The sequence below is a fragment of the Streptomyces sp. NPDC005151 genome (assembly GCF_053599875.1).
Genome location: NZ_JBSFYR010000048.1, coordinates 34,591 through 58,058 on the forward strand (window position 1 = coordinate 34,591; position 23,468 = coordinate 58,058).

Below are 23,468 nucleotides of genomic sequence, written 5' to 3' on the forward strand. Positions count from 1 at the left end.
CACCCACGGGCGGGCGAGGCCGGATGGGCGTCGTCCGGGACCATCCGGAACTCGCACTCTCCCTGTCGTGCCGGACTCAGTGGGCTCTCCGCCGAACAGGTGAGTACGGAGCAGGGCCACGCCGCCACCGCGTGCACCGTCTGCCACCTGTTCGGCCCGATCGCCGTCGTGCTGTTCGCCGGCCACCCCGGCTTCGACCTCGCCGGCCACCGGAACCCGGACGCCCGACCCCGGGGCCCGCGCCGTCACGACACGCGGGTGCTGCGCCGCGGCGGTACGGCGTTCCCGGACGCCAGCGGCGAACGGGCCAGTTCGATGCAGCCCAGCGCGATGAGAACGATCGCGACCAGCTCCGGCAGCAGCCACCAGCCGGTGCGCAGCTCCTCGCCGAACAGCGTCACCCCGTACAGGACGCTGATCAGCGCGTCGCCCAGCGTCAGCATCGGCTGGACGGCGACCAGGGTGCCCGCCTGGAGCGCGTTCTGAAGGAGGAACAGCGCACCAACCCCGGCGGCGGCGGTGGCGTACAGCTGCCAGGACGTCATGAGCGCGGTCACCCCGCCGTCACCGAGCCGCCCCATGGCGTCCTTCATCAGGGCGGCGGTGAGCGAGTACCCACACGCGGCGGCGAGCCCGAGCAGCGCCGCCCGGGGGTTCCCGCGGGTGCTCATCGCGCCGGTGATCAGCGCGGCCTCGAAGATCCCCGTCACGATCAGCGCCGGGACCCAGGCCGCGCCCTGCACCGACGTGCTGCCGCCGCCCGGAGCGGCGGAGGCCATGCCGAGGGCCAGCCCGACGGTCACGGCGACCACGCCCCACCAGACTTCGCGCGGTACCCGGACCCGCATCACGAAACCGGCCAGCAGCAGCGTCGCCGGGAGTTCGATGACAAAGATCGGCTGGACCACCGAGATCGGGCCGGTGGCCAGCGCGACGGCCTGGCAGACGGCGGCGACGATCACCAGCCCGATCCCGGCCAGCCACACCTTCTGGCGCAGCAGATGGCCGATCAGCGACAGGTGCATCGCCTTTGTGCCGGGTACGGCGAGGGCGGCACGGCGTTGCAGTACGGACGCGGCGCCGTTGCTGAGTGCGGTCAGGATGGCGAACAGGACGCTGATCACCCGTCCATGATGCGGGCGGCCCGCAGGCAATCCGGGGTCCTGTCGGCCTGCGGTGCGGCGGACATGAGAAGGGAGGGGACGATGTGGTTGCGGACGGGAGTTGTCCGCATATCCGCGTACCGTGCCGTTCATGGCCACGAAGACGAACCCCGCCGCACGAGCCGCATCCGCCCAGCCCCCGCGGCTCACGCCCCGCGCACTGGGCCGGGCCACCCTGGAGCGCCAACTGCTCCTGCGCCGGAGCCCGATGTCCGCGAAGGAAGCCGTCGGGCATCTCGTCGGGCTCCAGGCGCAGAACACCAAGCCGCCGTACTACCAGCTCTTCGCCCGGCTCGAAGGCTTCGATCCGGCCGAGCTCTCCGCGCTGATGGGGTCCCGCGAGGTGGTCCGCATCGTCACCCTCCGCTCCACCATTCACACCCACACCGCCGACGACGCGCTGACCCTGCGTCCGCTGGTCCAGCCGGCCCGCAGCCGGGAGCTGAAGATATTCCGGCAGGGGCTCGGCGGTGTGGACCTGGACCGGCTCGCGGCGATCGGCAGAGAGCTTGTCGAGGAGCGCCCGCGCACCCCGAAGGAACTCCGCGAGGCGCTGCTCGCCCACTGGCCGGACGCCGACCCGCAGGCCCTGACCGTGGCCGCCCGCTGCACCCTGCCCCTGGTCCAGGTCACCCCGCGCGGGCTCTGGGGCCGGAGCGGACAGGTCGCGCTGACCACCGCCGAGCACTGGCTCGGCCGGCCGTCGGAGCCGGCACCCACGCCCGGCGCAACCGTGCTGCGCTACCTCGGCGCCTTCGGCCCCGCCTCCGTGAAGGACATGCAGATGTGGGCCGGACTGGCCCGGCTGCGGGAGGTCTTCGAACGACTGCGGCCGCGGCTGATCACCTTCCGCGACGAGCACGGCGTGGAACTCTTCGACCTGCCGGACGCCCCGCGTCCCGACCCGGACACCCCCGCCCCGCCGCGCTTCCTGCCCGAGTTCGACAACGTCCTGCTCGGCCATGCGGACCGTACGCGCGTCATCCCGCCGCAGTTCAAGGGACGCAACGGGAACGGCAATCAGGCGTACGGAGCCGTGCTCGTCGACGGCTTCCTTGCGGCGATCTGGCGGTTCGGCGCGCCCGGGCAGAAGCCCGGCGGCGAGGGGACCGTCACCGTGCAGGCGCTGGGGAGGCTGAGCCCGGCGGAGCGCGAAGCCGTCACGGAGGAGGGGCTGCGGATGCTCGCCACGATGGGACCCGCGGACCCGGCCGCACACGACATCCGGTTCGCCCCCTTCGTCGACTTCGGGGACTGACCGGGAGCGGGGCTCAGACCGACCGGCCATTGGGGGGTGGGTGAAGGAGCGGGGCTGGGGTGCGTGCATCGCAAGGCGGAGGATTGAGCCATGGCGGAGCCATGGTGATGGACGACAACGCCGCGAGGTGCGTGCCCCAGCCCCGTGACGCCGCCCCTCAATTGCCGGCCGGTCTCAGTCGGCGCGACCCGTCGTCGCCACCGTCACGCCCAGACCGATTATCGCGAAGCCACCCGCCCCGCCGATCATCGACAGCCGCCTGTCCGACCGGGCGAACCAGCTCCGGGCCGCCGACGCGCCGAGCCCCCAGAGCGTGTCCGTCACCAGTCCGATCGCGATCGGCACCAGCCCCAACAGCAGCATCTGCGCCGGGAGATGACCGGTCGACGGGTCCACGAACTGGGGGAGTACCGCGGCGAAGAAGACGATGCCCTTGGGATTGGTGACGCCGACGACCACACCGTCCACCACCGTCCGCAGATCACCGCGCGCGGGCCGCTCCGGCGACGCCTCGACAACCCCCAGCCTCAGCTCCTTGCGGTGCCGGAACGCCTGCACCCCCAGGAGGACCAGATACGCCGCACCCGCCAGCTTCACCGCCATGAAGACCATCATCGAGCGTTCGACCAGCGAACCGATGCCCAGCGCGACCGCCACCACCAGGGCGTACGAACCGGCGACATTGCCCAGCACCGTGGCCAGCGCGGTGCGGCGGCCGTGGGCCAGCGCCCGGCCGATCACGAAGAGGACGCTCGGCCCCGGGATCACGACCACCAGCAGGGACATCGCCGCGAAGGCAAGATATTGATGCGTGGACACCATGTCCGTCACCCCCTGGCCCCGACCGTACGGCAGAGACCCCGGCGGACGTCAGGCGCGCGACCGAGGCGGACGCCCGGCGCGCGACCGAGGCGGACGCCCGGCGCGCGACCGAGGCGGACGCCCGGCGCGCACCTACGGCAGCAGCCCCGCCCGGCGCGCCGCCACGACCGCTTCCAGCCGGGTGTGCGCCCCCAGCTTCCGCATCGCCGCGCGCAGATACCCCTTCACCGTCTCCGGCCGCAGCCCCAGCCGGTCGGCCGCCACCGCGTTCGTCGCGCCCGCCGCCACGCAGGCGAGGACATCGATCTCGCGCGGCGCCAGCTGCACCCCGCGGGCGCCCGGCACCGATGTCCCGGACGCCGAGGCCAGCCGCCCGCACACCGACAGGAGTTCCTCGCGAAGCGCCGGATCGGTCACCCTCGGGACCAGCGCGCGCAGCTCGCGGTGCGCCTCGCGGACGTCCTCCCAAGCACCCGGCGCCGCCCGCGGGTCCGTCACCTGGTCCCGGGTGACGGCCAGGAGCTGCTGCACCTCGTCGCGCACGGCGAGCGCCTGTTCCACGTCGCGGGCCGCCGCAACGGCCGCGTCGAACGTACGGTCCCCGAGAGTGAGGGGCTCGCGCAGCGCCCCGTACAGCACGCCCCGTACCTTGCGGCGTACGACGACGGGCACCGCCACCACCGAGCGCAGCCCCTCCGCGGCGACCGCGGTGTCGTACTCGTGGCTGATGTGCCGCGACGACGGGTAGTCGGTCACCGCGCACGGCCGGGACAGGGCGATCGACTTGCCGCCGAGCCCGCTGCCCGCAGTGATGACAAGGCCGCGCAGCGCCGTGGTCTGCGCCCCATTGAGCTCCGCGATCCTGGCGTGACGCGCATCCGACAGCAGTCCGCCGAACGCCACGGGCAGCCCGCTCGTCCGGCGCAACCGCAGCAGGGCCGCTTGCATCTCGACCGCATCGACCGGTTCCGGCACGCTGTCGCCTCTCTGCCCCGCCTGCGGTACCCCCGTTCGGGGGTGGTGAGACCTGGGTCACTGTTTACATGATGTTAAGGGACCGGTCCGGTCCGCAATAAGGAGGGCACATGTCGGCAACCAGCGCGACGGAAACGTTCCGGGCCGCCCGGGACTTTCTGCTGCAGCATCGCGAGGACTACGCGACGGCGTACGAGGGCTTCCGCTGGCCCCGGGCCGACCATTTCAACTGGGCGCTGGACTGGTTCGACGTCATCGCCGAGAACAACGACCGCACCGCCCTGCACATCGTGGAGGAGGACGGCCGCCGCACCGAGGTGTCCTTCGCCGCCATGTCCGCCCGCTCCAACCGGGCCGCGAACTGGCTCCGCGCCCAAGGGGTACGCGCCGGCGACCGGATCCTCGTCATGCTCGGCAACCAGGTCGAACTGTGGGAGACGGCCCTCGCCGCGATGAAGCTGCGCGCCGTCGTCATCCCCGCCACCCCGCTCCTCGGCCCCGTCGACCTGCGCGACCGGGTGGAGCGCGGCCGGGTCCGGCATGTGATCGTGCGGGACGCCGACGCCGCCAAGTTCGACGAGGTGCCCGGCGACTACACCCGGATCGCCGTCGGCGAGGACGTACCGGGCTGGCTCCCCTACACCGGCGCCGACGAGCAGCCGGAGAGCTTCGAGACGGACCGGGAGACCGACGCCGACGAGCCACTGATGCTGTACTTCACCTCCGGCACGACCGCCAGCCCCAAGCTGGTCGAGCACACCCATGTCTCCTACCCCGTGGGTCACTTGTCGACGATGTACTGGATCGGTCTCAAGCCCGGGGACGTCCACCTCAACATCTCGTCACCGGGCTGGGCCAAGCACGCCTGGTCGAACCTCTTCGCGCCGTGGAGCGCCGAGGCGACCGTCTTCATCTTCAACTACACCCGGTTCGACGCGGGCCGCCTGATGGCCGAAATGGACCGCTCGGGCGTCACCAGTTTCTGCGCCCCGCCCACCGTCTGGCGGATGCTGATCCAGGCCGACCTCTCCCAGCTGAACACCCCGCCGCGCGAGGTCGTCGCCGCCGGAGAGCCACTGAACCCCGAGGTCATCGAGACGGTCCGGCGCGAGTGGGGCGTCACGATCCGGGACGGCTTCGGCCAGACCGAGACCGCCGTCCAGGTCGCCAACACCCCCGGCCAGGTACTGAAGGCCGGTTCGATGGGACGGCCCAGCCCCGGCTTCAAGGTCGAGCTCCTCGACGCGGTCACCGGTGAGCCCGGTGCGATCGAGGGCGAGATCTCCCTCGATCTGTCGTACCGCCCGGTCGGCCTGATGACCGGCTACCACGGCGACCCGGACCGTACCGCCGAGGCGATGGCCGGCGGCTACTACCGCACCGGCGACATCGGCTCCCGCGACGAGGACGGCTACATCACCTATGTCGGCCGCGCCGACGATGTGTTCAAGGCGTCCGACTACAAGATCTCGCCGTTCGAGCTGGAGAGCGCGCTGCTGGAGCACGAAGCGGTCGCCGAGGCCGCGGTCGTGCCCGCGCCCGACCCGGTCCGGCTCGCCGTCCCGAAGGCGTACGTCGTCCTGGCGGAGGGCTGGGAGCCCGGCCCGGACACGGCGAAGGTGCTGTTCGCGCACTCGCGGGCGGTCCTCGCCCCGTACAAGCGGATCCGCCGTCTGGAGTTCGCCGAGCTGCCGAAGACCGTCTCCGGAAAGATCCGCCGGATCGAGCTGCGCGAGCGCACGGCCCAGGGCGCCGGCACCGAATACGACGAGGGGGACCTGCGGTGACCGGACGGACCGGGCTGTCCTACGCGCACGGCACCGGCACCACCGCTCTGCTCGGCGACACGATCGGGCGCAATCTCGACCGGGCGATCGAGGCGTACCCGGAACGTGAGGCGCTCGTCGACGTCGCCTCGGGGCGGCGCTGGACGTACGCAGAATTCGGCGGGGGTCGATGAGTTGGCGCGCGGGCTGATGGGCTCCGGGGTGGCCAAGGGGGACCGCGTCGGAATCTGGGCGATCAACTGCCCCGAGTGGGTGCTCGTCGGCGGTCTGACGCTGGCCGCGTTCGGCGATCAGGCGAAGGACTGTGTAACAGGCGGGTCCGTCGTTGCGGGCGCTGTCTTCGGCTTCGGGCTGGCGGCCCTCGCCCTGTTCTTCAAGCCGACGGACGGTACGACGAACACCCCCGGCTAGAACCAGCCGGGGGTGCCCACGAGCTGTTGACGTCTGGCGGTGTCAGCTCGTGCTGAGTGGCTCGGTTTGCTCAGTGTCGAGCTGGTGATCGGCCCAGATGTAGCTTTCGGGAAGCAGGTCGGTGATGGAAACGGTCCGGAGGCGGTCGCCTGCCCCGACGATGACCTTCAGGTCCGGGAAGTAGTCGACAAGGACCTGGCGGCACCGTCCGCATGGGGGAACGACCCCCCGGTCGCGGTCGCCCACGGCGACGATCGTGTCCAGTTCGTAGGCGCCCTGGGCGGCTGCCGCGCCGATGAGAACCAGCTCGGCGCAGGGGCCTCCCGTGAAGTGGTATGCGTTCACTGCGGTGACGATCCGGCCGTCCTGCGCACGGGCTGCGGCCGCCATGGTGTGGTTGTCACCCCGGCAGCAAGTGCGCGCGACCTGGGCTGCGGCCTGGATGAGTTCGTGGTCGACGTGGTGGGTCTGCGTGGTCATTTTCTCTGCCTTCGTAGGGTGTCAGGCGACGTTGACCCGAGTGACGATGGTGCGCAAGCGAATATCGGCTGTGTGCTTGTTCCGCCAGATGATGTAGCGGCGGATCATGCTGCCCTGCTCCTTGTGGCTGGCGTGGTCGGTGCCGTCAAGGGTGAAGTAGCGCAGGGCGGTGAACTGGGCCTCGATGCGGTTCAGCCACGAGGAGTTGGTAGGGGTGTAGGCGATCTCGACGTTGTTCGCTACGGCCCAGGTGCCGACCCGCTGGCACTTCCTCGTGGTCAGATGGGGTGAGAAGTTGTCGCAGACGATCGCGATCCGCACCGTCGGTGGGTAGAGCGAGCGCAGGTAGCGGCAGAACTCCAGGAACTGGGTGCGCCGCTTGATGGGCTTGATGTGGCCGTAGAGCTTGTCTTTGGCCAGGTCGAGTGCGGCGAACAGGTGCCGTGATGATCACCGTCGCGCCCGTGGCGCGCGCCAGCTCGGTGGCGTTGGACATGACCGCCATCTGCTCGGTGTAGTCCGACTCCGCGTTCTCGAAGTCCATCAGGTTGTCGAACACGATCACCTCGGGATACGCGTCCCACAGCTCGATGTACGCCTCCAGCTCCTCGTCGACCGTCTGCCAGCGCAGCGGCGAACCGAAGGAGAAGGTGATGTTCAGGTGGGCCAGCGCATCGAGGTACGCCTGGCGGTACTTCCCGCCCTCAGCCATGCCGGCCTCGACCATCTCCGTCGTGTCCCGCGTCGCCGTCGACGCAAGCCGCGAGGACGCCGTGAAGGCGCTCATGCCGGCCGAGGAGTACAGGGTCGGCAGGTTCATGCTGGCGACCCAGAACAGGGCCAGGCCCGACTTCTGCGCACCGGAGCGGCCGGCGATCATGATGACCTCGCCGTGCCGGGGCCTGACGCCCATCGCGTACAGCGCGTCGAACGCCTCTACGCGGGGGAGCTCTCGGCCTGATTCGGCATGGAGCGCCAGGGACCTTCCTGGGGTGAGCACTTACCGGACTCCTCTCGTTCGGCGACGACGACCCGCTGGATACCAACGGCGGCGATGAGCGTGGTGCAAGCAGGGCACGGCTTGCGCGTGACGTACAGGGTCGCGGCGTCGAACTGCGTGGCGTCGATGCCCTTGTCGATGGCGTCCTCGATCGCGTTCCGCTCGGCGTGTGTGGCCGCACAGTTGGCGTAGTCGCTGTCTCGTGCGCACTCCTCGACGGAGAGCTGTCCTCGCGGGCAGTTGCCCACACTCGCGCAGCCAGGCACTCCGGAGGGCAGTCCGTTGTAGCCCAGTCCGATGACCCGCTTGCGCGTGTTCAAGATGACGGCACCCACCTGGGCGCGCGTGCAGTCGGCTCCCGTAGCCACCGCCTTGGCGACGTTCAGGGCCCACTCGTCCCGACTCGGTCTCACCGGGACCTCCTTCCTGCGGGCAGGCGCCCGCTCATCGACCTCCTCTCGCTCGGTGGGTCCAACTAGCACATTAGGTCAGTCGAAGTCGGGGACGTCGGCGACAGCCGCCTCGGCCTCGGCCTCACGCTTGTTCGCGTACTCGATCACGGCGGTACGGGCAGCCGCGTCGGTTAGCGGACGCCACACCCACGCCGGGTCCGCGCCGGGCTTCTTCGGGGGAACCTGCGCCAGGGTCACGATGGTTGCGCCGCCGACGATGGTCTCCAGGTCGCGGGCGAGGATGGTCTGCTCGATCCTCTGGCCCTTGGTCGCCTGGGGCGAGCCGGCCGTGAGCGAGGCCGCGTCCTGGAAGACGGTGATGTCGGCGAGGGCGGAGTCCTTCGGGCCGTTCGGGGTGGGGCGCTGACGGTCGTAGGAGTGGACCTCGATGAGGATCGCTACCGCGTTGACGTTGTCCTTCGGCTTGAACCAGCCGCCGCCCTGGACCGGGATGTCGATGAGGTTGAGTGCCACTGTGGCGATCTCCTTTGTTCGGTGTTCTGTGAAGGGTGTTCGGTTACTTGGTGATGCAGCGCGCCGGGACGTCCCCGACTTTTGCGAAGGTCCAGAGCCCGCACGGAGCGGACGCCCAGACCCAGGCGAACAGGGCCAGCAGGCCGGCGAAGCAGAGGCCGGCTACGACCTCGGGCCAGTTCTTCACTGGAGCGACTTCCCCTTGGCCTTCCAAGCGGCCATGACCGCCGCGTCCTTGAAGAAGGACTGGTTCGGCCCACAGCTTCTTCAGCCCGTCGACCGAGGTCTGCTTCTCGATCTCGCCGAGGATGTAGGCGCTGGGGTCTTCGGCCTTCGCCTCCGTCCCACTTGCACTACCGGGCCAGGGTCCGGACTGCACGTTGGCCGCAGCCGCCCACGGGTCGCCCTCCGGCTTGGCCGGCTCGTCGTTTGTCGTCTCCTCGACGACCGTGGCGCCGAGCGCCGTGGCGATCAGGCTGTTGCACACTACAGGGGAGAAACTTGAAGATTCACATACCCCCGGCTAAGCCGTCCCCAGACACGAAGAAACCCCCCGCACTCTGTGCGAGGGGTTCACCCGGGATGACGCTCAGTCCACCCGCTTGCGCTGGGTGGTCTTGTGCTTCGGGCGATGGATGAGGTCATCGTCGCCGGCCTGCCGTGGCACATAGAAGAAGCCTTCCTCGGTGTCCAGGTCGTAGTGCACAACCGCGTCCTGTTCAGTGAGCATCTCCTTCCATGAATCAAGCCGGGCCTTGTCCGGGTCGGACAGCTTCCGGCCGTCGCGGAGGCGAGCCTCCAGTCGCAGCATCGCCAGCGGGTAGAGCCAGCGGTGCTCCTCCTTCACGAACCAGGGGATGAGGTCGTCATCCCGAGTGATCCGCCGATCCAGCCCCCGGCGACGCCGGAAGTTGCCCCACATCGACGGGACCGTCTCGATGTTGTACTTGCGCTTGTACTCGTCGATCATCCACCGGTACGTCTTGCCCTCTTCGAACCAGCGGATGACCTCCTGCTCATCCTGGATCTTCTTCTTCGCCATGCGGCTCCCGCTTCCCGAATTCATGATCACCTTACGTCTCGCTTACACTTGCACAATACTCCGGCAGGGTCAAGATCGCAGGGGTATCGTGGGACACGTCGCGAAAGAATCACACCGGAGAGTGGCCATGAAGATCCAAGTCATCGCGTGCGATGTCGACCGGCAGGTTCCGGCCCTGACGTACACCATCACGGCCAGCGATGGGCGAACCGTGAAGGCAGACCTGTGCGAGATGCACGCCGAGAGCATCGAGGATCTGCTCACGAACTTCGGCCAGGCCGAGGAGACGGAGCCCGAGGCCGAGCCGGAGAAGCGTGTCCGGCCGGAGTTCAGGGAAGCCGTCCCCACACAGCAGAAGCCCGCCCCGGCGAAGAAGACGACCGCCCGCAGGCGCCCGAAGATCACCTCGCTCGCCGAGATCGAGGCGAAGAAGCAGGTCTGAGACGGCAAGAACGCCCCCACTGACCGGAGTCGGTGGGGGCGTTCTGCGTTACTCGGACTCTCCGTTGGGCTGCGCGTACACACCCAGCGCGGTCAGCACATGGACGGCGACAGCAACCTTCGGCTCGTCGGCGAAGTACAGGGCGGCCAGGCCGGCGAGCGTACCGATCGTGGCGACAGCCGCCTTGGCGTACGGCTGCACCTTCTTCGGCAGGAGCGGAAGAATCAGCGAGACGGGCTTACCGTGCTTGGCCACCACCTCACACCTCCGGGACGCGGAGCTTGTCCCAGGACGACTTGCCCGGGTAGCCGTCAGCGTCCACACCGGAGTATCCGAGCTTGCGCTGCCACTTCGCGTACGACAGCCGGTCGGCCTCCGTCCACTGCGGGCCAGGACCCGAGGAGTAGGCCGAGCAGCCCTCGGCGACCAGGCGCTTGCCCATCGCGGTGACGATCGCCGACTTCGGCTTGTTCTTGAAGAACGTGGCGCCGGGGAAGGGCTCGTACCGCACGACCGCGGCCGCGCCGGGCAGCGTACCGAGGAGCTGCTTCAGGCTGGACTCGCCGGGGACGCCGTCAGCATCCGAGCCGGAGTGGCCGATGCTGCGCTGGAAGTCCGCGTAGTTCAGCGTGTCCGCGTCGGTCCAACGAGGGCCGCGGCCCTCGGTGTAGTGCTTGCCGAAGCCCTTCGCGACCAGCGCCTTGCCGACCTTGGTGACGTGGTTGCCGTAGGCGTCGTACCCGTACTTCAGGCCGTTGATCGTGACCTGGTAGCGGGCCACGCCAGCGTCACCGCCCGGGTTGGGTGCCGCCACGTAGCCGTCAGCGGGCATCCCGGCCTGGACCCATGCGTACAGCTTGGGGCCGGGGCAGGCGGTCGCGAAGCCGTCCTTGTGCCCCTTCTTGGCCAGGGTCCGGCCGGTCTTGGCGCACGCCTCGTCGTACAGCGTACGAGCCGCAGACAGAGCCTTCGCGCTCGGCTCCTGGTCGCCGCCGATGGCTATCTGGACACCGATGCCGGACACGTTGTGGTCGGGGCAGTGGGCGCCCTGCATGGTCCAGCCACGGCCCTCGTAGATGGTGCCGCCCTGGTCGATGACGAAGTTGTAGCCGACGCCGGCCCAGCCCTGGTTCAGGTGCGTGCGCTCGATCGCCTGCGGGACCTTGACCCCGGTGTAGGTGATCGGAGTGCCGCCGTCGCAGGCATCGCCCGCGAGGTGGCCCCCATGGTCCTCCCGGTCGGCATCTACACCAGCTTCTACGCCACCTGCAACGCCCGCTCCCTGATGCACTTCCTCTCGCTCCGCACGACGGACGAGGCAAGCAAGTTCCCGAGCTTCCCCCAGCGGGAAATCGAGATGTGTGCCGAGCAGATGGAAGAGCACTTCGCCACGCACATGCCCGTCACGCACGCCGCGTTGGGTGTGAGTGTCGACGCAACCGTAGACCGGCACGCCTCGGTAGCCGTGACCGCTGCCCGTCTCCCCGCACACCCCGCACAGGCCGATGCCGGTGAGCAGGGTCTGAGGCGTCCGGCCCGTGCGCTTACCTCCGCTGAACCGCTCCGGGTTGTTGAGGATGGCCGACCACTGCCCATCGCCCATGACCTCGCCCCGGTAGGTCACCTGCCCGATGTAGCGGGGCGATGTGAGCACCTGCTTGACCCCTCGCAGGGTCCACGCCTTCCCGCCCGCCGCGATTCCGCGCGGAGACAGGCGCCCGGCCTCGGTCCACCGTCGAGCGACCGCCGAGAGGGACTCGCCGGCCAGGATCATCGCCGCACCCTCGCGGATGGCCTCCGCCTCCTTCGGGAGGACCGTCACGTGGTCGTCGGCGTACCCGAAGGGCCGGATTCCCGCCGTGTACGGCTTACCGGAGCGAGCGGCCTGGAGGTTGGCCAGCTTCTGCCGCTCCGCCTTCTGCTCGCCCGGGAGCGCGGGGAGGCGGGCGAGCTCTGCACCCGTGGCTACAGCGTGATGCTCGGCTACTGGGAGCAGCCCGAGCGGACCGCCGAGGTGATCGACGCGGGGCGCTGGATGCACACCGGCGACCTCGCGATGATGCGCGAGACGGCTACGTACAGATCGTCGGCCGGATCAAGGACATGATCATCCGTAGTGGCGAGAACGTGTATCCGCGGGAGATCGAGGAGTTCCTCTACGGCCACCCGAAGATCGCGGACGTGCAGGTGGTGGGCATACCGGACGCCACGTACGGCGAGGAGATCCTCGCCTGTGTCATCCCCAGGGACGCGGCGGACCCGCCGAGCCTGGACGAGGTGACGGCGTACTGCCGCGAGCAGCTTGCGCACTACAAGATCCCGCGGAGGCTGCAGATCCTGGAGGCCTTCCCGATGACGGTCAGCGGGAAGGTCCGGAAGATCGAACTGCGGGAGAACTACGGATAGTCGGTGAGGCGGGAGGCGGTGCCCGGGGTGCGGTCAGGCGGCTTTGATGATGTCCCCGGCGGCGCCGCGGGTCGCCGCTGCCCATTCGATGAGCAGTACCTCGTACGCCGCGGACTCCACGGACGACCAGTCCTGCCCGGCTCGCGCGTCCACCAGCGCACGGATCGCCTCGTTCGCCTCGACGGCGGACGGGTGCGTCGGCTGTGCGGCGTGCAGCGGGTCGGAAGAGGGAGAGTGCCGTGGAATTAAGACCATGGGCGCTATCTTATGGCCGCCCACTGACACAGCCCGAACAATTGTGGCCCCAGGCGCGAACGTGACCGATTGCACTCGCTGTCGCCGACCGGTTCCGCTCCGGGGTCAGGGGGTTCGACGCCGGGTCAGAGTTCTCGTCGCATGCAGACCCTCGGCCAGCGGTCCAGGCCGTGTTCCGCCTCCTCCGCCCTGATCTTCCGCAGCCCGTCGGTGAGTTCGGCCTCCGCGAGCGTACGGAAGCCGAGGCGCGTGTAGTACGGCGCGTTCCACGGGACATGGGAGAACGTTGTCAGGGTGAGGGCGACGAGCCGCCGGTCGCCCGCCCAGCCGGCCAGGTGGTCGATGAGCGCGCGGCCCACGCCGCGCCGGGCGGCGGACGGATGGACCGAGACCTGCTCGACATGGGCCGCGCCGTCGACCTCGTCGGCGATCAGATAGCCGACGGGGCGGTCGTCGGATTCGACGGCCACCCAGGCGCGGCCGGCCCTGCGGTAGTCGTCCAGCAGGTCGAGGGGTGGCGGGTCGTCGTCCGAGACGGCGGACATGCCGAGGGTGCGGAACGGTTCGCCGGCGGCGCGTTCGATGTCCTGGAGCAGCGGGAGATCGGAGCGGCGTGCGGGACGGATACGCATGCCGCCAGTATGGCGTCGGCGGCCGGTGCGCGGGGGCAGGGGCCCCGGATTGCGGACCCGCGGGCGCCCGTTCGGGCACTGTCCCCCACTTCACTTGGTGTCCGCCCGGTTCACTTGGTGTCCGCCCGGCCCGGCACACGCCACGCTGCCGCGCACGGCGCATCAGGGGAAGCGGACGACGGGCATCAGGGGTCGCGGAATCCGGAAAGCCGGGTCTTCGTGGTGGAGCCGGAGCCGGAGCCGGAGCCGGAGCCGGAGCCGGAGCCGGAGCCGGGATCGGGCTCGGGCTCGGGCTCGGGCTCGGGCTCGGCCTCGGCCTCGGCCTCGGCCTCGGCCTCGCGCGGTCCGGTTCCGTCGTGGACGGGCCGGACCGCGTAGGGCTCCTTGGCGGGCGGTCAACCACAACAAAAACAAACGCCCGCCAAGGGTGATGCTGCTGGTACTGAGGGGGCGTGTGGAGGCGTTTGTCGATTCCCGCGCGACCCCAATGTCATCTGTGGCGCATGCAGTCGATTGGCTACCTTCTGTAGCGAGCTGATTGCGTACGGCGACATTGGGGTTGGTGTGTGCAGCAGCGGGATCGGAGAAATGAACGTGAAAACTTGCAAGCGGTGGGCTGTGGGCCTGGGAGCCGTCGCGATCAGTGCCGGGCTGATGTCGGGCGCATTCAGCCCGGCCGTCGCCAGCGACTCCGCGGGGGCAGCCCCACGGTCCGTCGTCGCCAGGCAGCTGACCCTGAGACTGGCCGCGGATCCGGGCCAGGTCGCCAATGTGCAGGGAGCGGCCCAGGGCAACGGCGTCCCGATCATCCAGTACCCGTGGTCCGGTACGGCCAACGAGCGCTGGGAAGCGAATGCGGTCGGGGGCGCCTACTACCGGTTCAAGTCCGTCAGCAGCGGCAAATGCCTCAACGTCAACGGCGGCGGTAACGCCAACGGCGCCCCGGTCATCCAGTACACCTGCAGCAACGCCGACAACGACCTGTGGAGGCTCGTGCCCAAGGGCATCGGTTACCAAATCGTCGTCAGGTCCAGCAACAAGTGCCTCAACGTCGCGGGGGGAGTAGGCGCCGGACGCCCCCTCATCCAGTACGACTGCACCGCCCAGGGTGCGACCAACGATGTCTGGCTGCCCGTCTGGGAACCCAACAACCTCTGAGTCCTCGCGGGAGCCCGTGGGGCAGGCGTTGACACCGTGTGGCTGGGTTCTCCTTCGGGGACCCAGCCACATTCGGTCGTGGGCAGCGGACGACGGACAGCGCGAAGATCTGGCACGCCGCTGGTCGCACGGATCGATCCGTTGGGCGGTCAGCGGGGCTCCGGGGACGACTGCGTACCGGCTGCTCCTCTGTGACGTGCCTGCCAGGCTGCCTATCCGGCTCTCCCGGTCCTCGCCGGCGGTTGCCGGGGGCCAACCGTGTGACCTGCCCAGCTCCACGGGAAGAGGAGGCCCGCTGCCTCGGCTTGCCGTGCCTATCGTGAAAAGACACACCAGCGGCGGCGTCGAGGCGGGGCAGACGTGACGGAACCGGAGATCGATTACGCAGCGGTGTTCCAGGCCCTTCCCGGTGCGGTGGCGCTGCTGACCCCGCAGCTGGTCTACGCGGACGTCAACGAAGAGTTCTTGCGCGTGATGGGCCGCACCCGCAGCGAAGTCATCGGACGCTGCATGCGCGACGATTTTGCCCACAGACCGAACGACCCCGGCGCGGCCGTGGTGCGCAACATCGAGGCGTCACTACGTCGGGCGACGGAAACCGGTGAGCGCGACACCATGGAGCTGCAGCGCTACGACATGAAGGATCCCGACCGGCCCGGGGTGCTGGGCGAGCGCTACTGGACCATGATCAACATTCCCGTCCTCGGTTCGGACGGGCGGGTGACGCTGCTGATGCACCGCGTGGAGGAGGTCACCGAACTCATCCGCGCCCGCGTGGTGGCGCTGAGCCTGCAGGAGGCGATGCTGCCCGCTCTCCGCCCGGTCGGGCGCCACCCGGCGGCCGCACGCTACCGGCCCGCCGTCGACGCGCTGGACGTGTGCGGTGACTGGTACGACCTGGTCGAACTGCCCGGCGACCGCATCGCGGTCGCCGTCGGCGACGTCGTCGGCCACGGCCTGCCTGCGGCCCAGGTGATGGGGCAACTGCGCAGCGCGCTCAGCGCCTCCTTCCGCGTCACCGACGGCCCCGCCCGTGCCCTGGAAGTCCTCGGGCTGTACGCCCGCTCGGTCGACGGCGCCGAGAACACCACTGTGGCCAACACGTTCATCGACTGGAACACCCACACCATCACCTACAGCAGCGCGGGCCACCCTCCTCCGGCCCTCCTGCACGGGGACGGAACCGTCGAGTTCCTGGACCGGGCCACCGACCCCCCGCTCGGCGCCCGCCCCGAACCCGCTCCCCGGCCCCAGGCCACCGTGCCCTTCACCGAGGGGTCCGTCCTCGTGCTGTACACCGACGGCCTGATCGAGCGCCGCCGCGAAGACATCGACACCGGTCTCGCGCGGCTCGCCCGCTCCCTGGCCGGCCACCGGACAACCGACCCCGAAACCCTCGCGGACGCCCTGCTGGCCGACCTGCTCCCGCTCTGCGGCGTCACCGACGACACCGCCCTGGTCGTCGTGCAGCTTTGACCCGGCCGCCGTGTCCGCAGCAGCGTGGTTCAGCTGCCTTGATTGCCCCGCCGCATGGCGCCCCGGGACCGGTCAGCGGACCCCGGTCCGCGCCGGACCGGACCGCGCCCGAACCGCTCCGCCGGCAGGGCGCTCCGGCGCCTTGCGATGCACCGCACCGGTCGCCGCGGGTCCCGTCCTTCGGCCGGACGGCGATACTCTGCGGACACCCTCAGGCCCCCGTGGAGAGCAGCTCGTCCGCCGGGCTGTTCACCGGCTGCGGGGTCCCGGTGAGGTCCATCACGAAGAGCGGGATACCGAGCCCGTCGGCGCGCGCCCTGGCGTCCTGCGCATACCCCGCCAGCGAGAAGAAGACACTGGTCACCGATGCGTTGAGGGCGTTCAGCCAGAGACATTCGACGTCGCGCAGGGTGCTCGGCCGGGTGGTCGAGTCGACCTGGGCGATCAGTCCTGCGGCGCGCAGACCGATCCGGGACGAGGGCCGCTCCGCCGGCATGACGACGTCGCGGTAGCCCAGCCACCGCAGATATATCGCGGCGGTGGTGACCGCGTCGCGGCCGGTGCGGATCGTCATCGGCCGGAACGACGGGCGGGGCGCGGACGCCGTACGCGGCAGCGGGATGTGGGACGGCCGGAACCCGTCCGCCGGGTCGGCGCCGGCCGCCGTGACCGGTCCGACCGGGATCCGCAGCACCGTCCCGCACGGGCAGCACAGCTCCGGCTGCGGCCACTGGTCGTGGCGCCCGCAGGCGCGGCAGCGCACGGTCACCCAGTCGTCGTTCCAGGTGCGGTGCGTGATCGGCTCGGGCGCGGTGCCGCGCAGCATCGGGGCAGCGGTGGGGGACCCGCACGGGCACGGGTAGACCGGTGCGAGGTACGCGTGCTCGCGGCGGCAGGCCGGGCAGCGTACCGGCACGGACTCCACCATGGCCTCCCTCCGGCACCGCTGCCGCCCCCGGTGCCTGTCTTCGGGCGCGTCGGCGCTCCGTGGCCGTCACCGTCCGACCGCGCCCCGTGCCCCCATGCTCCACCACGAGTGGGGCGCGGGGGAGTGACTTGGAGGATTCGCGGCTCTTCCGGCGCCGCGTGGCAGCGGCCCGGCGCCCTCTTTTGACGGCCGACGGGCCGCCGCTTAGATTGCTTCCGTATAGCAGAAATAAACTTCCGTAATACAGAATTGGCGCTCTCAGGTGGCGCGACGGAGCCCGACTCCACCAGGTCCGAGCAGGAGTACTCAAATGCCTCGAACGACCGCTGTCCGAGCGGCAGTTGAGAGCCTCAAGCTGGAAGGCGTCACCCACGCGTTCGGCGTGCCGGGAGCGGCGATCAATCCCTTCTACGCGGAGCTCAAGGCCGGCGGCGGCATCGACCACACCCTGGCCCGCCATGTCGAGGGCGCGTCCCACATGGCCGAGGGCTGCACCCGGAGCGGGGCCGGCAACATCGGCGTCTGCATCGGTACGTCGGGACCCGCCGGCACGGACATGATCACCGGGCTCTACTCGGCGATCGCCGACTCCATCCCGATTCTCTGCATCACCGGCCAGGCGCCGGTGGCCAAGCTCCACAAGGAGGACTTCCAGGCCGTCGACATCGCGTCGATCGCCAAGCCGGTGACCAAGGCCGCGACGACCGACCTGGAGGCCGCGCAGGTGCCCGGCGTCTTCCAGCAGGCCTTCCACCTGATGCGCTCGGGCCGCCCGGGTCCGGTCCTCATCGACCTGCCCGTCGACATCCAGCTGACCGAGATCGAGTTCGACCCGGAGACGTACCAGCCGCTGCCCGTCTACAAGCCGGCCGCGTCCCGTGCCCAGATCGAGAAGGCGATCGGGTTCCTGCTCGCCGCCGAGCGCCCGGTGATCGTCGCCGGTGGCGGCATCATCAACGCCGACGCCTCCGAACTCCCCGTCGAGTTCGCCGAGCTGACCGGCACCCCGGTCATCCCGACGCTGATGGGCTGGGGCATCCTCGCCGACGACCACGAGCTCAACGCCGGGATGGTCGGCCTCCAGACCTCGCACCGCTACGGCAACGCGAACTTCGGCGCGCAGCACAACCGCCCGTACGTCCATGTCCTGGTGAACAACTCCTACCTGGGGCTGATCCGCCAGGCACAGCGCAACCTGGACATCAACTTCCAGGTCAACCTGGAGTTCGAGAACATCAACTCCCCGGCACTGGGCGTCTACGGCGTCGACCACGTCAAGGTCGTCGAAGGGCTGGGCTGCAAGGCGATCCGGGTCACCGAGCCGGACCAGCTGCTGCCCGCGTTCGAGGAGGCCAAGAAGCTGGCCGCCGAATTCCGCGTCCCGGTGGTCGTCGAGGCGATCCTGGAGCGCATCACCAACATCTCGATGAGCGGCGCCGGGATCGACGCCGTCAACAAGTGGGAGGGCATTGCCACCGAGCCGGGCCACGCCCCGACGGCGATCCGCCCGTTCGTCGCGAGCTGACGCACCACTCCTCGGTACGTCTCCCAGGTGGGGGCGGATCACCGGAACCCGGTGATCCGCCCCCACCTGCCCGTCCCGGCCAGGCCGAACACGGCCGACGCCCCTACCCGTAGTACTTCAGAGCTACGCGGAAGGTGCCCTCCACGGGTGGACGCCGACGACACGGTCCGCTCCCTAGCTTCTGTACCGGAAGCACGACGGACATCCGGTACGGAAGGACCATCCCCTTATGGCGCCCCGCCAGCCCAGGAGCCGCCCGCGCACGCGCCGGCTCTTCACGAGCCGCCCGCGCGGCGCCCGTACCCTCCTCGCCGCTCTCGTCATCGCCGCGGTCACCGTGCCCGTCTCGGGTGCGGCCCGCCCCTCCGCCGTCCCGGCGCCCGCCCCCGCCGCTCTCGCCCCACTGCGCGCGACCCCCGCCGCCCTGGCCGAGCGGTACGCCGTCAACCGCGGTTCCATCCGGGCGGCCGAACGGATGGCCACCGGCCACGGAGACCGCAAGCGGGCTGCCGCGCTGCGCGAACTGGCCGACCCGGCACGCCACTTCCTCTCCTTCGACGGCCGCGACGGCGGACGCGGCGTCGAGGTCTTCGGTGATCTGTCCACGGCACGCCGGATCGCCGTGCTGGTCCCGGGCGCGGGCATCGGTCTCGACAAGTACTGGCGGCTGAGGGCCGGTGGTGTCGCGCTCCGGCGGGAGCTCGGCGACGGCTCGGCGGTCATCGGCTGGCTCGGGTACGCAACGCCGGCCACGGTGAGCCCGGAAGCGGTGACGTCCGGCCTGGCCGAGCATGCCGCCCCCGAACTACGCGCATTCCTGGACGAGTTGAAGACATCCAAACCGTCCGCCCGGATCACGCTGCTCTGCCACTCCTACGGATCCGTCGTCTGCGCCAAGGCCGCGTCCGGGCTGGAGGCCGCGGGCATCGTCCTGTACGGCAGCCCCGGCACCGGCGCGCGAAGCGTCGCCGCGCTGCACACCCCGGCCACCGTCTGGGCCGGCCGGGGCGGCAGCGACTGGATCGCCGACGTACCGCACGAACAGCTCCGACTTCCCTTCGTCACCCTCGGGTTCGGGACCGACCCGGTCTCGCCCGGGTTCGGTGCCCGGCACTTCGCGGCGGGCGACGGCGGCCACAGCGACTACCTGAAGCCCGGCTCCTTGTCCCTGAAGAACCTCGCCCGGATCGTCTCCGGCCGGACCCCTGCCGAGGAGGGCCGCCATGCGTGAACTCGTCCGGCGGATCGACGCCGCCACCCCGCCCGACCGCGACCGGGCCGTGGACGCCCTGCGCGCCCTCGCCATCCTGGGCGTGGTGCTCGGCCACTGGCTGGTCACCGCGCTGATCGCCGACACCGGCACGGTGCGCGCCGCCAGCCCCCTCCAGCACATGCCCGAACTGATCCCGGTCTCCTGGCTGTTCCAGACCCTCGCGGTATTCTTCCTCGTCGGCGGACAGATGGCCGCGAAGAGTTACGCCTCGGCCCGCGCCCGCGGCACCACGTACGGGCAGTGGCTCGGCGCCCGGACGCTCCGGCTGTTCCGGCCGGTCGCCGCCGTGCTGGTGGTGTGGACCGTGATAGCGGGCACGCTGCTCGCCTCCGGGGTGGGCACGGAGACCGTGCACGCGCTGCTCAAGCTGGTGCTGTCGCCGCTCTGGTTCCTGCTCGTTTTCGCGGCGCTGACCGTGGTGACCCCGCTGGTCTCCAGGCTCCATCCGCTCTGGCCGCTCGCCGTCGTGCTCCATGTCGACCTGATCCGGTTCGGACTGGGCGGGCCCGCCTGGCTCGGATGGATCAATGTGGCGGCCGGCTGGCTGGTCCCGTACTGCCTGGGCGCGACCTGGGCCCGCGGTGGCCTGCAGAGCCGGGCCACCGGATGGGCGCTGCTGCTGGTCGGCGCCGCGGCCACCGTCGGACTCGTTCTGTGGGCCGGCTACCCCGCGTCCATGGTCGGGGTGCCGGGCAGCAGGATCTCCAACCTCGACCCGCCCACCCTCGCGGCCGTCGCCTTCGGTCTTGCCCAGTGCGGCGCGGCCCGGCTGCTGCTCGGCCCGCTGCGGCGGGTCCTGCGCCGCCCCGCGGCGTTGGCGGCGGTGGCACTGGTCAACCTCTCCGCGATGACGGTCTTCCTCTGGCACCAGACCGCGATGATGGCGGTCACCGCCATCGGTCTGCTCGCGGGCGAGGCACTGCCCGGACTGCACACCGTGCCCAGGGATTCGGGCTGGGTGCTCGCCCGTCTGGCGTGGCTGCCGGCGTTCGCCGTGGCGCTGCTGGTCTGCTGGGCGGCGTTCCGTAAGTACGAGGAGGGGCGGCCGCGACGCGGGAAGGGGCGGATCGTCCGCGAGAACCGTCCCACCAGGACGTCGGTGATGCGCCGTGCCTAGCTCCTGTCGTCACACTGCCGTCGTCGTCCGAGGGCGGCCGCGCGGCATCGGACGCGGTGCATCGCAAGGCGCCGGAGGAGCGTCCTCGTACTGGGCGCATCCGGGCGTTCCGGCAACGCGGCAAGGTGCCGCAACTGTCGTCGGGCGCCTGCCGGGGATGACGGGACAACCCATAGGGTGGTCGGGATGACGTGGGAATCGGTGGGGGACAAGGAGCGGTTGAAGGCCGCCCTGCGGAGGGCGCCGCGCGTCCTGCTCAAGGATCTGACGACGCCCGCCGACCCGCTGCCGGGCATGGGTCAGCCCGGATGGCCCATCTGGCGGCCGGTGTTCGGGATGCTGCTGGTCATCTGCGCGACCGTCGTCACCGTGCTCCATGTGAACGAGCTGAGTCCGGTCGACGGCGGCGCCATACCCAAGTACGCGGTGCGGCTGGGCATCGCCCAGGGCGCGGCGCTCGTCGCCGCGATGTTCCGCCCGGTGTCGGCCTGGTGGGCGTCGACCGTCCTCATGGTCGTCACCGTGCGGCTCAACGAGCCCGATATGAGCGGGGACCAGTTGTTCCCATGGAGCGTTTCCGGGCTCGCGCTCCAGTGCGGGGTGCTCTTCCTGCTGGCGCTGCGGGTCCCGCCCCGCCGCGCGGCCGGGGCGCTGGTGATCACTCTCCTCGCCGGACTGGCCTGCACCCTCTTCACCACCACGTCGCACAACTACGACATCGACCGCGCCACTCCGGTCCTGATCGCCGCCGTGGTGCTCGGCGCCGCGCTGCGCGGCCTGCGGGTGGCCCGCACCCAGCTCGTCGTCCAGGAGGAGCTCACCGCCGGGGAGCGGGCCCGGCGCACCCTCCTGGAGGAGCGCAACCGCATCGCCCGCGAACTGCACGACGTGGTCGCCCACCACATGTCGGTGATCTCCATCCAGGCGCAGGTCGCCCCGCACCTGGTCGAGAACCCGTCCGACGAGCTCCGGGAGAACCTCGCGGGCATCCGGCAGAATGCCGTCGAGGCGCTCGCCGAACTGCGCCATGTGCTCGGCGTACTCCGCTCCGAGGACGCCCTGTCGCAAGGGGTGAGGCACACCCCGCAGCCCACCCTCGACCGGCTCGACGAACTGGTCGCCAATGTGCGCGGCGCCGGGCTCACGGTCACCACCGCCACCACCGGTGCGCCGCGCGCGCTGCCGCCCGGTGTCGAGTTGTCGGCCTTCCGGATCGTCCAGGAGGCGCTCAGCAACGCGATGAGGCATGCCCCCGGCGCACAGGTGCGGGTGGAGGCGGCCTACGGGACGACCGGGCTGACCGTCCGGATCACCAACACCGCGCCCGACGGGCCGGCCGCACCCTCGCAGTCCATGGGGCACGGGCTGCTGGGGATGCGCGAACGCACCGCCATGCTGGGCGGCGAACTCGCGACCGGGGCGACCCCGGACGGCGGCTACGAGGTCACGGCTATCCTGCCGGTGAGCGCCTTTGCCCTGGCCACCGAATCTGCCGAGGACACCCCGTGACGACCATTCGCGTACTCATCGCCGACGACCAGATGATGGTTCGTCAGGGCTTTACGGTGCTGCTCAACGCCGAACCCGGCATCGAGGTCGTCGGTCAGGCGGTGGACGGCCTCGACGCCGTCGCCAAGGTCGCCGAACTCACCCCGGACGTCGTGCTGATGGACGTCAGGATGCCCGTGCTCGGCGGTATCGAGGCGACCCGCCGCATCACGTCACCGCCCGGCGCCCGGGTCAAGGTGCTCATCCTGACCACCTTTGATCTCGACGAGTACGTGTACGAGGCGCTGCGCGCGGGCGCATCCGGCTTTCTCCTCAAGGATGCATCGGTCGAGGAACTGGCCCATGCGGTAAGGGTGGTGGCGTCCGGTGACGCGCTGCTCGCCCCGAACATCACCAAGCGGCTGATCGCCGAGTTCTCCCGGATGACCGCCGCCCCCCGGGCGCCGCTGAAGGACCGCGTCGGTCATCTGACGGAACGCGAGACAGAGGTGCTGTCCCTGATCGCGCAGGGTCTGTCGAACGCGGAGATAGCCCAGTTGCTGGTGGTGGCGGAGCAGACCGCGAAGACCCATGTGAGCCGGATACTGGCCAAGCTGGGGCTGCGCGACCGGACGCAGGCGGCGGTCTTCGCCTACGAGACGGGCCTGGTGCGCCCGACCGGCTACTGACGTACCTGCGAAAGGGCGGGAGCACGCGACCGTCCGTACCCCCGCCCCGGGGTGGTGACCGCCCGACGGCGGGAGGCCGGCGCGACCGTTTCGTTCGCGCCGCCGGGCGGAGTTCTGCAGGCTGAGAGCCTGTCGGGTGACCTTCGATCGGAAAGCGGACGCGGTCTGGTGCGTACGATTCCAAGGCGCCGGAAGGCCCTCGGATGGGGTCTCCC

The 23,468-nt window shown here is 70.3% G+C and carries 22 protein-coding genes and 7 pseudogenes; 13 read left to right on the forward strand and 16 right to left on the reverse strand.

Annotation, left to right across the window (positions count from 1 at the left end; all coding sequences use genetic code 11):
* Positions 1 to 245: 245 nt before the first annotated feature.
* A complete protein-coding gene (locus ACWD6R_RS24045) occupies positions 246 to 1,124 on the reverse strand; it encodes a DMT family transporter (protein WP_451820586.1) in 879 nt (292 codons plus the stop codon).
* Between the two features lie 130 nt (positions 1,125 to 1,254).
* On the opposite strand from ACWD6R_RS24045, the gene ACWD6R_RS24050 reads away from it, so the two are divergent.
* Positions 1,255 to 2,421: a winged helix DNA-binding domain-containing protein gene (locus ACWD6R_RS24050; RefSeq protein ID WP_451820587.1), complete on the forward strand. Its 1,167-nt coding sequence runs from the start codon at positions 1,255 to 1,257 to the stop codon at positions 2,419 to 2,421.
* A gap of 174 nt (positions 2,422 to 2,595) precedes the next feature.
* Here the strand turns inward: ACWD6R_RS24050 and ACWD6R_RS24055 are convergent, their stop codons facing one another.
* Positions 2,596 to 3,243 carry a LysE family translocator gene (locus ACWD6R_RS24055; protein WP_451820606.1) on the reverse strand — a complete coding sequence of 216 codons (648 nt, stop codon included), beginning with the start codon at positions 3,241 to 3,243 and terminating at the stop codon, positions 2,596 to 2,598.
* A 132-nt stretch (positions 3,244 to 3,375) separates the two neighbouring features.
* Positions 3,376 to 4,218 (reverse strand): response regulator transcription factor, encoded by an 843-nt coding sequence (locus ACWD6R_RS24060; RefSeq protein WP_451820588.1) that lies wholly within the window; start codon positions 4,216 to 4,218, stop codon positions 3,376 to 3,378.
* Between the two features lie 110 nt (positions 4,219 to 4,328).
* On the opposite strand from ACWD6R_RS24060, the gene ACWD6R_RS24065 reads away from it, so the two are divergent.
* Both ACWD6R_RS24065 and ACWD6R_RS24070 read left to right on the forward strand, forming a co-directional pair.
* Complete coding sequence (locus tag ACWD6R_RS24065; protein ID WP_451820589.1) at positions 4,329 to 6,005, forward strand: AMP-binding protein; 1,677 nt, start codon at positions 4,329 to 4,331, stop codon at positions 6,003 to 6,005.
* Positions 6,002 to 6,266 (forward strand): annotated as a pseudogene (locus tag ACWD6R_RS24070) (AMP-binding protein); the annotation flags it as partial. The gene ACWD6R_RS24065 and the pseudogene ACWD6R_RS24070, both read left to right, overlap by 4 nt.
* A 192-nt stretch (positions 6,267 to 6,458) precedes the next feature.
* On the opposite strand, the gene ACWD6R_RS24075 reads toward ACWD6R_RS24070, so the two are convergent.
* The 6 genes and pseudogenes from ACWD6R_RS24075 to ACWD6R_RS24100 all read right to left on the reverse strand — a co-directional run bounded on the left by ACWD6R_RS24075 (position 6,459) and on the right by ACWD6R_RS24100 (position 9,888).
* Positions 6,459 to 6,896, reverse strand: a complete 438-nt coding sequence (locus ACWD6R_RS24075; RefSeq protein WP_451820590.1) for a cytidine deaminase family protein — start codon at positions 6,894 to 6,896, stop codon at positions 6,459 to 6,461.
* 21 nt (positions 6,897 to 6,917) lie between these two features.
* Positions 6,918 to 7,340, reverse strand: a pseudogene (locus tag ACWD6R_RS24080) (transposase); the annotation flags it as partial.
* Positions 7,341 to 7,832: 492 nt separating this feature from the next.
* Complete coding sequence (locus ACWD6R_RS24085) at positions 7,833 to 8,309, reverse strand: deoxycytidylate deaminase (protein ID WP_451820591.1); 477 nt, start codon at positions 8,307 to 8,309, stop codon at positions 7,833 to 7,835.
* Positions 8,310 to 8,384: 75 nt separating this feature from the next.
* The gene (locus ACWD6R_RS24090; RefSeq protein ID WP_451820592.1) at positions 8,385 to 8,822 is read right to left on the reverse strand and encodes a hypothetical protein; all 438 of its coding nucleotides are present in this window, start codon (positions 8,820 to 8,822) and stop codon (positions 8,385 to 8,387) included.
* Positions 8,823 to 8,865: 43 nt separating this feature from the next.
* Positions 8,866 to 9,309 carry a hypothetical protein gene (locus ACWD6R_RS24095; RefSeq protein WP_451820593.1) on the reverse strand — a complete coding sequence of 148 codons (444 nt, stop codon included), beginning with the start codon at positions 9,307 to 9,309 and terminating at the stop codon, positions 8,866 to 8,868.
* Between the two features lie 102 nt (positions 9,310 to 9,411).
* Entirely contained in the window at positions 9,412 to 9,888 is a 477-nt protein-coding gene (locus ACWD6R_RS24100; protein WP_451820594.1) for a hypothetical protein, read from the reverse strand.
* A 103-nt stretch (positions 9,889 to 9,991) separates the two neighbouring features.
* Between ACWD6R_RS24100 and ACWD6R_RS24105 the strand changes: the two genes are divergently transcribed.
* Positions 9,992 to 10,306 carry a hypothetical protein gene (locus ACWD6R_RS24105; RefSeq protein WP_451820595.1) on the forward strand — a complete coding sequence of 105 codons (315 nt, stop codon included), beginning with the start codon at positions 9,992 to 9,994 and terminating at the stop codon, positions 10,304 to 10,306.
* Between the two features lie 48 nt (positions 10,307 to 10,354).
* Here ACWD6R_RS24105 and ACWD6R_RS24110 read toward each other — a convergent pair whose 3' ends face one another.
* From ACWD6R_RS24110 to ACWD6R_RS24120, 3 genes and pseudogenes are all read right to left on the reverse strand, one after another.
* Positions 10,355 to 10,561: a DUF7439 family protein gene (locus tag ACWD6R_RS24110; protein ID WP_451820596.1), complete on the reverse strand. Its 207-nt coding sequence runs from the start codon at positions 10,559 to 10,561 to the stop codon at positions 10,355 to 10,357.
* 4 nt (positions 10,562 to 10,565) lie between these two features.
* Positions 10,566 to 10,835, reverse strand: a pseudogene (locus ACWD6R_RS24115) (peptidoglycan-binding protein); the annotation flags it as partial.
* A 72-nt stretch (positions 10,836 to 10,907) separates the two neighbouring features.
* Positions 10,908 to 11,597, reverse strand: a pseudogene (locus ACWD6R_RS24120) (N-acetylmuramoyl-L-alanine amidase); the annotation flags it as partial.
* Here ACWD6R_RS24120 and ACWD6R_RS24125 point away from each other — a divergent pair.
* Positions 11,505 to 11,723: pseudogene (locus ACWD6R_RS24125) on the forward strand (FAD-dependent thymidylate synthase); the annotation flags it as partial. The pseudogenes ACWD6R_RS24120 and ACWD6R_RS24125 sit on opposite strands and share 93 nt — an antisense overlap.
* A 198-nt stretch (positions 11,724 to 11,921) precedes the next feature.
* Here the strand turns inward: ACWD6R_RS24125 and ACWD6R_RS24130 are convergent.
* A pseudogene (locus tag ACWD6R_RS24130) lies at positions 11,922 to 12,347 on the reverse strand (recombinase family protein); the annotation flags it as partial.
* Here ACWD6R_RS24130 and ACWD6R_RS24135 point away from each other — a divergent pair.
* Positions 12,240 to 12,712 (forward strand): annotated as a pseudogene (locus tag ACWD6R_RS24135) (AMP-binding enzyme); the annotation flags it as partial. The pseudogenes ACWD6R_RS24130 and ACWD6R_RS24135 sit on opposite strands and share 108 nt — an antisense overlap.
* A gap of 33 nt (positions 12,713 to 12,745) precedes the next feature.
* On the opposite strand, the gene ACWD6R_RS24140 reads toward ACWD6R_RS24135, so the two are convergent.
* Both ACWD6R_RS24140 and ACWD6R_RS24145 read right to left on the reverse strand, forming a co-directional pair.
* Positions 12,746 to 12,967 (reverse strand): hypothetical protein, encoded by a 222-nt coding sequence (locus ACWD6R_RS24140; protein ID WP_451820597.1) that lies wholly within the window; start codon positions 12,965 to 12,967, stop codon positions 12,746 to 12,748.
* A 125-nt stretch (positions 12,968 to 13,092) separates the two neighbouring features.
* Positions 13,093 to 13,599 carry a GNAT family N-acetyltransferase gene (locus tag ACWD6R_RS24145; RefSeq protein ID WP_451820598.1) on the reverse strand — a complete coding sequence of 169 codons (507 nt, stop codon included), beginning with the start codon at positions 13,597 to 13,599 and terminating at the stop codon, positions 13,093 to 13,095.
* Positions 13,600 to 14,187: 588 nt separating this feature from the next.
* Between ACWD6R_RS24145 and ACWD6R_RS24150 the strand changes: the two genes are divergently transcribed.
* Both ACWD6R_RS24150 and ACWD6R_RS24155 read left to right on the forward strand, forming a co-directional pair.
* Positions 14,188 to 14,757 (forward strand): RICIN domain-containing protein, encoded by a 570-nt coding sequence (locus tag ACWD6R_RS24150; RefSeq protein WP_451820599.1) that lies wholly within the window; start codon positions 14,188 to 14,190, stop codon positions 14,755 to 14,757.
* A gap of 360 nt (positions 14,758 to 15,117) precedes the next feature.
* A complete protein-coding gene (locus ACWD6R_RS24155; protein WP_451820600.1) occupies positions 15,118 to 16,233 on the forward strand; it encodes a PP2C family protein-serine/threonine phosphatase in 1,116 nt (371 codons plus the stop codon).
* Positions 16,234 to 16,444: 211 nt separating this feature from the next.
* Here the strand turns inward: ACWD6R_RS24155 and ACWD6R_RS24160 are convergent, their stop codons facing one another.
* A complete protein-coding gene (locus tag ACWD6R_RS24160; protein WP_451820607.1) occupies positions 16,445 to 17,158 on the reverse strand; it encodes a hypothetical protein in 714 nt (237 codons plus the stop codon).
* A gap of 313 nt (positions 17,159 to 17,471) precedes the next feature.
* Between ACWD6R_RS24160 and ACWD6R_RS24165 the strand changes: the two genes are divergently transcribed.
* From ACWD6R_RS24165 to ACWD6R_RS24185, 5 genes are all read left to right on the forward strand, one after another.
* Positions 17,472 to 18,686 carry a thiamine pyrophosphate-binding protein gene (locus ACWD6R_RS24165; RefSeq protein WP_451820601.1) on the forward strand — a complete coding sequence of 405 codons (1,215 nt, stop codon included), beginning with the start codon at positions 17,472 to 17,474 and terminating at the stop codon, positions 18,684 to 18,686.
* 229 nt (positions 18,687 to 18,915) lie between these two features.
* Positions 18,916 to 19,917, forward strand: a complete 1,002-nt coding sequence (locus ACWD6R_RS24170; protein WP_451820602.1) for an alpha/beta hydrolase — start codon at positions 18,916 to 18,918, stop codon at positions 19,915 to 19,917.
* Positions 19,910 to 21,076, forward strand: coding sequence for an acyltransferase family protein (locus ACWD6R_RS24175; protein ID WP_451820603.1), 1,167 nt, complete (start codon positions 19,910 to 19,912; stop codon positions 21,074 to 21,076). The genes ACWD6R_RS24170 and ACWD6R_RS24175 overlap by 8 nt, the downstream gene beginning before the upstream one ends.
* A 186-nt stretch (positions 21,077 to 21,262) precedes the next feature.
* Positions 21,263 to 22,585, forward strand: coding sequence for a sensor histidine kinase (locus ACWD6R_RS24180; protein ID WP_451820604.1), 1,323 nt, complete (start codon positions 21,263 to 21,265; stop codon positions 22,583 to 22,585).
* Positions 22,582 to 23,253 carry a response regulator gene (locus ACWD6R_RS24185; RefSeq protein WP_451820605.1) on the forward strand — a complete coding sequence of 224 codons (672 nt, stop codon included), beginning with the start codon at positions 22,582 to 22,584 and terminating at the stop codon, positions 23,251 to 23,253. The genes ACWD6R_RS24180 and ACWD6R_RS24185 overlap by 4 nt, the downstream gene beginning before the upstream one ends.
* Positions 23,254 to 23,468: the final 215 nt, after the last annotated feature.

Coding starts and splice junctions, on each gene's coding strand:
- ACWD6R_RS24050 (WP_451820587.1), top strand. CDS start 1,255: ATGGCCACGAAGACGAACCCCGCCGCACGAGCCGCATCCGCCCAGCCC.
- ACWD6R_RS24055 (WP_451820606.1), bottom strand. CDS start 3,243: ATGGTGTCCACGCATCAATATCTTGCCTTCGCGGCGATGTCCCTGCTG.
- ACWD6R_RS24065 (WP_451820589.1), top strand. CDS start 4,329: ATGTCGGCAACCAGCGCGACGGAAACGTTCCGGGCCGCCCGGGACTTT.
- ACWD6R_RS24075 (WP_451820590.1), bottom strand. CDS start 6,896: ATGACCACGCAGACCCACCACGTCGACCACGAACTCATCCAGGCCGCA.
- ACWD6R_RS24100 (WP_451820594.1), bottom strand. CDS start 9,888: ATGAATTCGGGAAGCGGGAGCCGCATGGCGAAGAAGAAGATCCAGGAT.
- ACWD6R_RS24105 (WP_451820595.1), top strand. CDS start 9,992: ATGAAGATCCAAGTCATCGCGTGCGATGTCGACCGGCAGGTTCCGGCC.
- ACWD6R_RS24140 (WP_451820597.1), bottom strand. CDS start 12,967: ATGGTCTTAATTCCACGGCACTCTCCCTCTTCCGACCCGCTGCACGCC.
- ACWD6R_RS24145 (WP_451820598.1), bottom strand. CDS start 13,599: ATGCGTATCCGTCCCGCACGCCGCTCCGATCTCCCGCTGCTCCAGGAC.
- ACWD6R_RS24150 (WP_451820599.1), top strand. CDS start 14,188: ATGAACGTGAAAACTTGCAAGCGGTGGGCTGTGGGCCTGGGAGCCGTC.
- ACWD6R_RS24165 (WP_451820601.1), top strand. CDS start 17,472: ATGCCTCGAACGACCGCTGTCCGAGCGGCAGTTGAGAGCCTCAAGCTG.
- ACWD6R_RS24170 (WP_451820602.1), top strand. CDS start 18,916: ATGGCGCCCCGCCAGCCCAGGAGCCGCCCGCGCACGCGCCGGCTCTTC.
- ACWD6R_RS24175 (WP_451820603.1), top strand. CDS start 19,910: ATGCGTGAACTCGTCCGGCGGATCGACGCCGCCACCCCGCCCGACCGC.
- ACWD6R_RS24180 (WP_451820604.1), top strand. CDS start 21,263: ATGACGTGGGAATCGGTGGGGGACAAGGAGCGGTTGAAGGCCGCCCTG.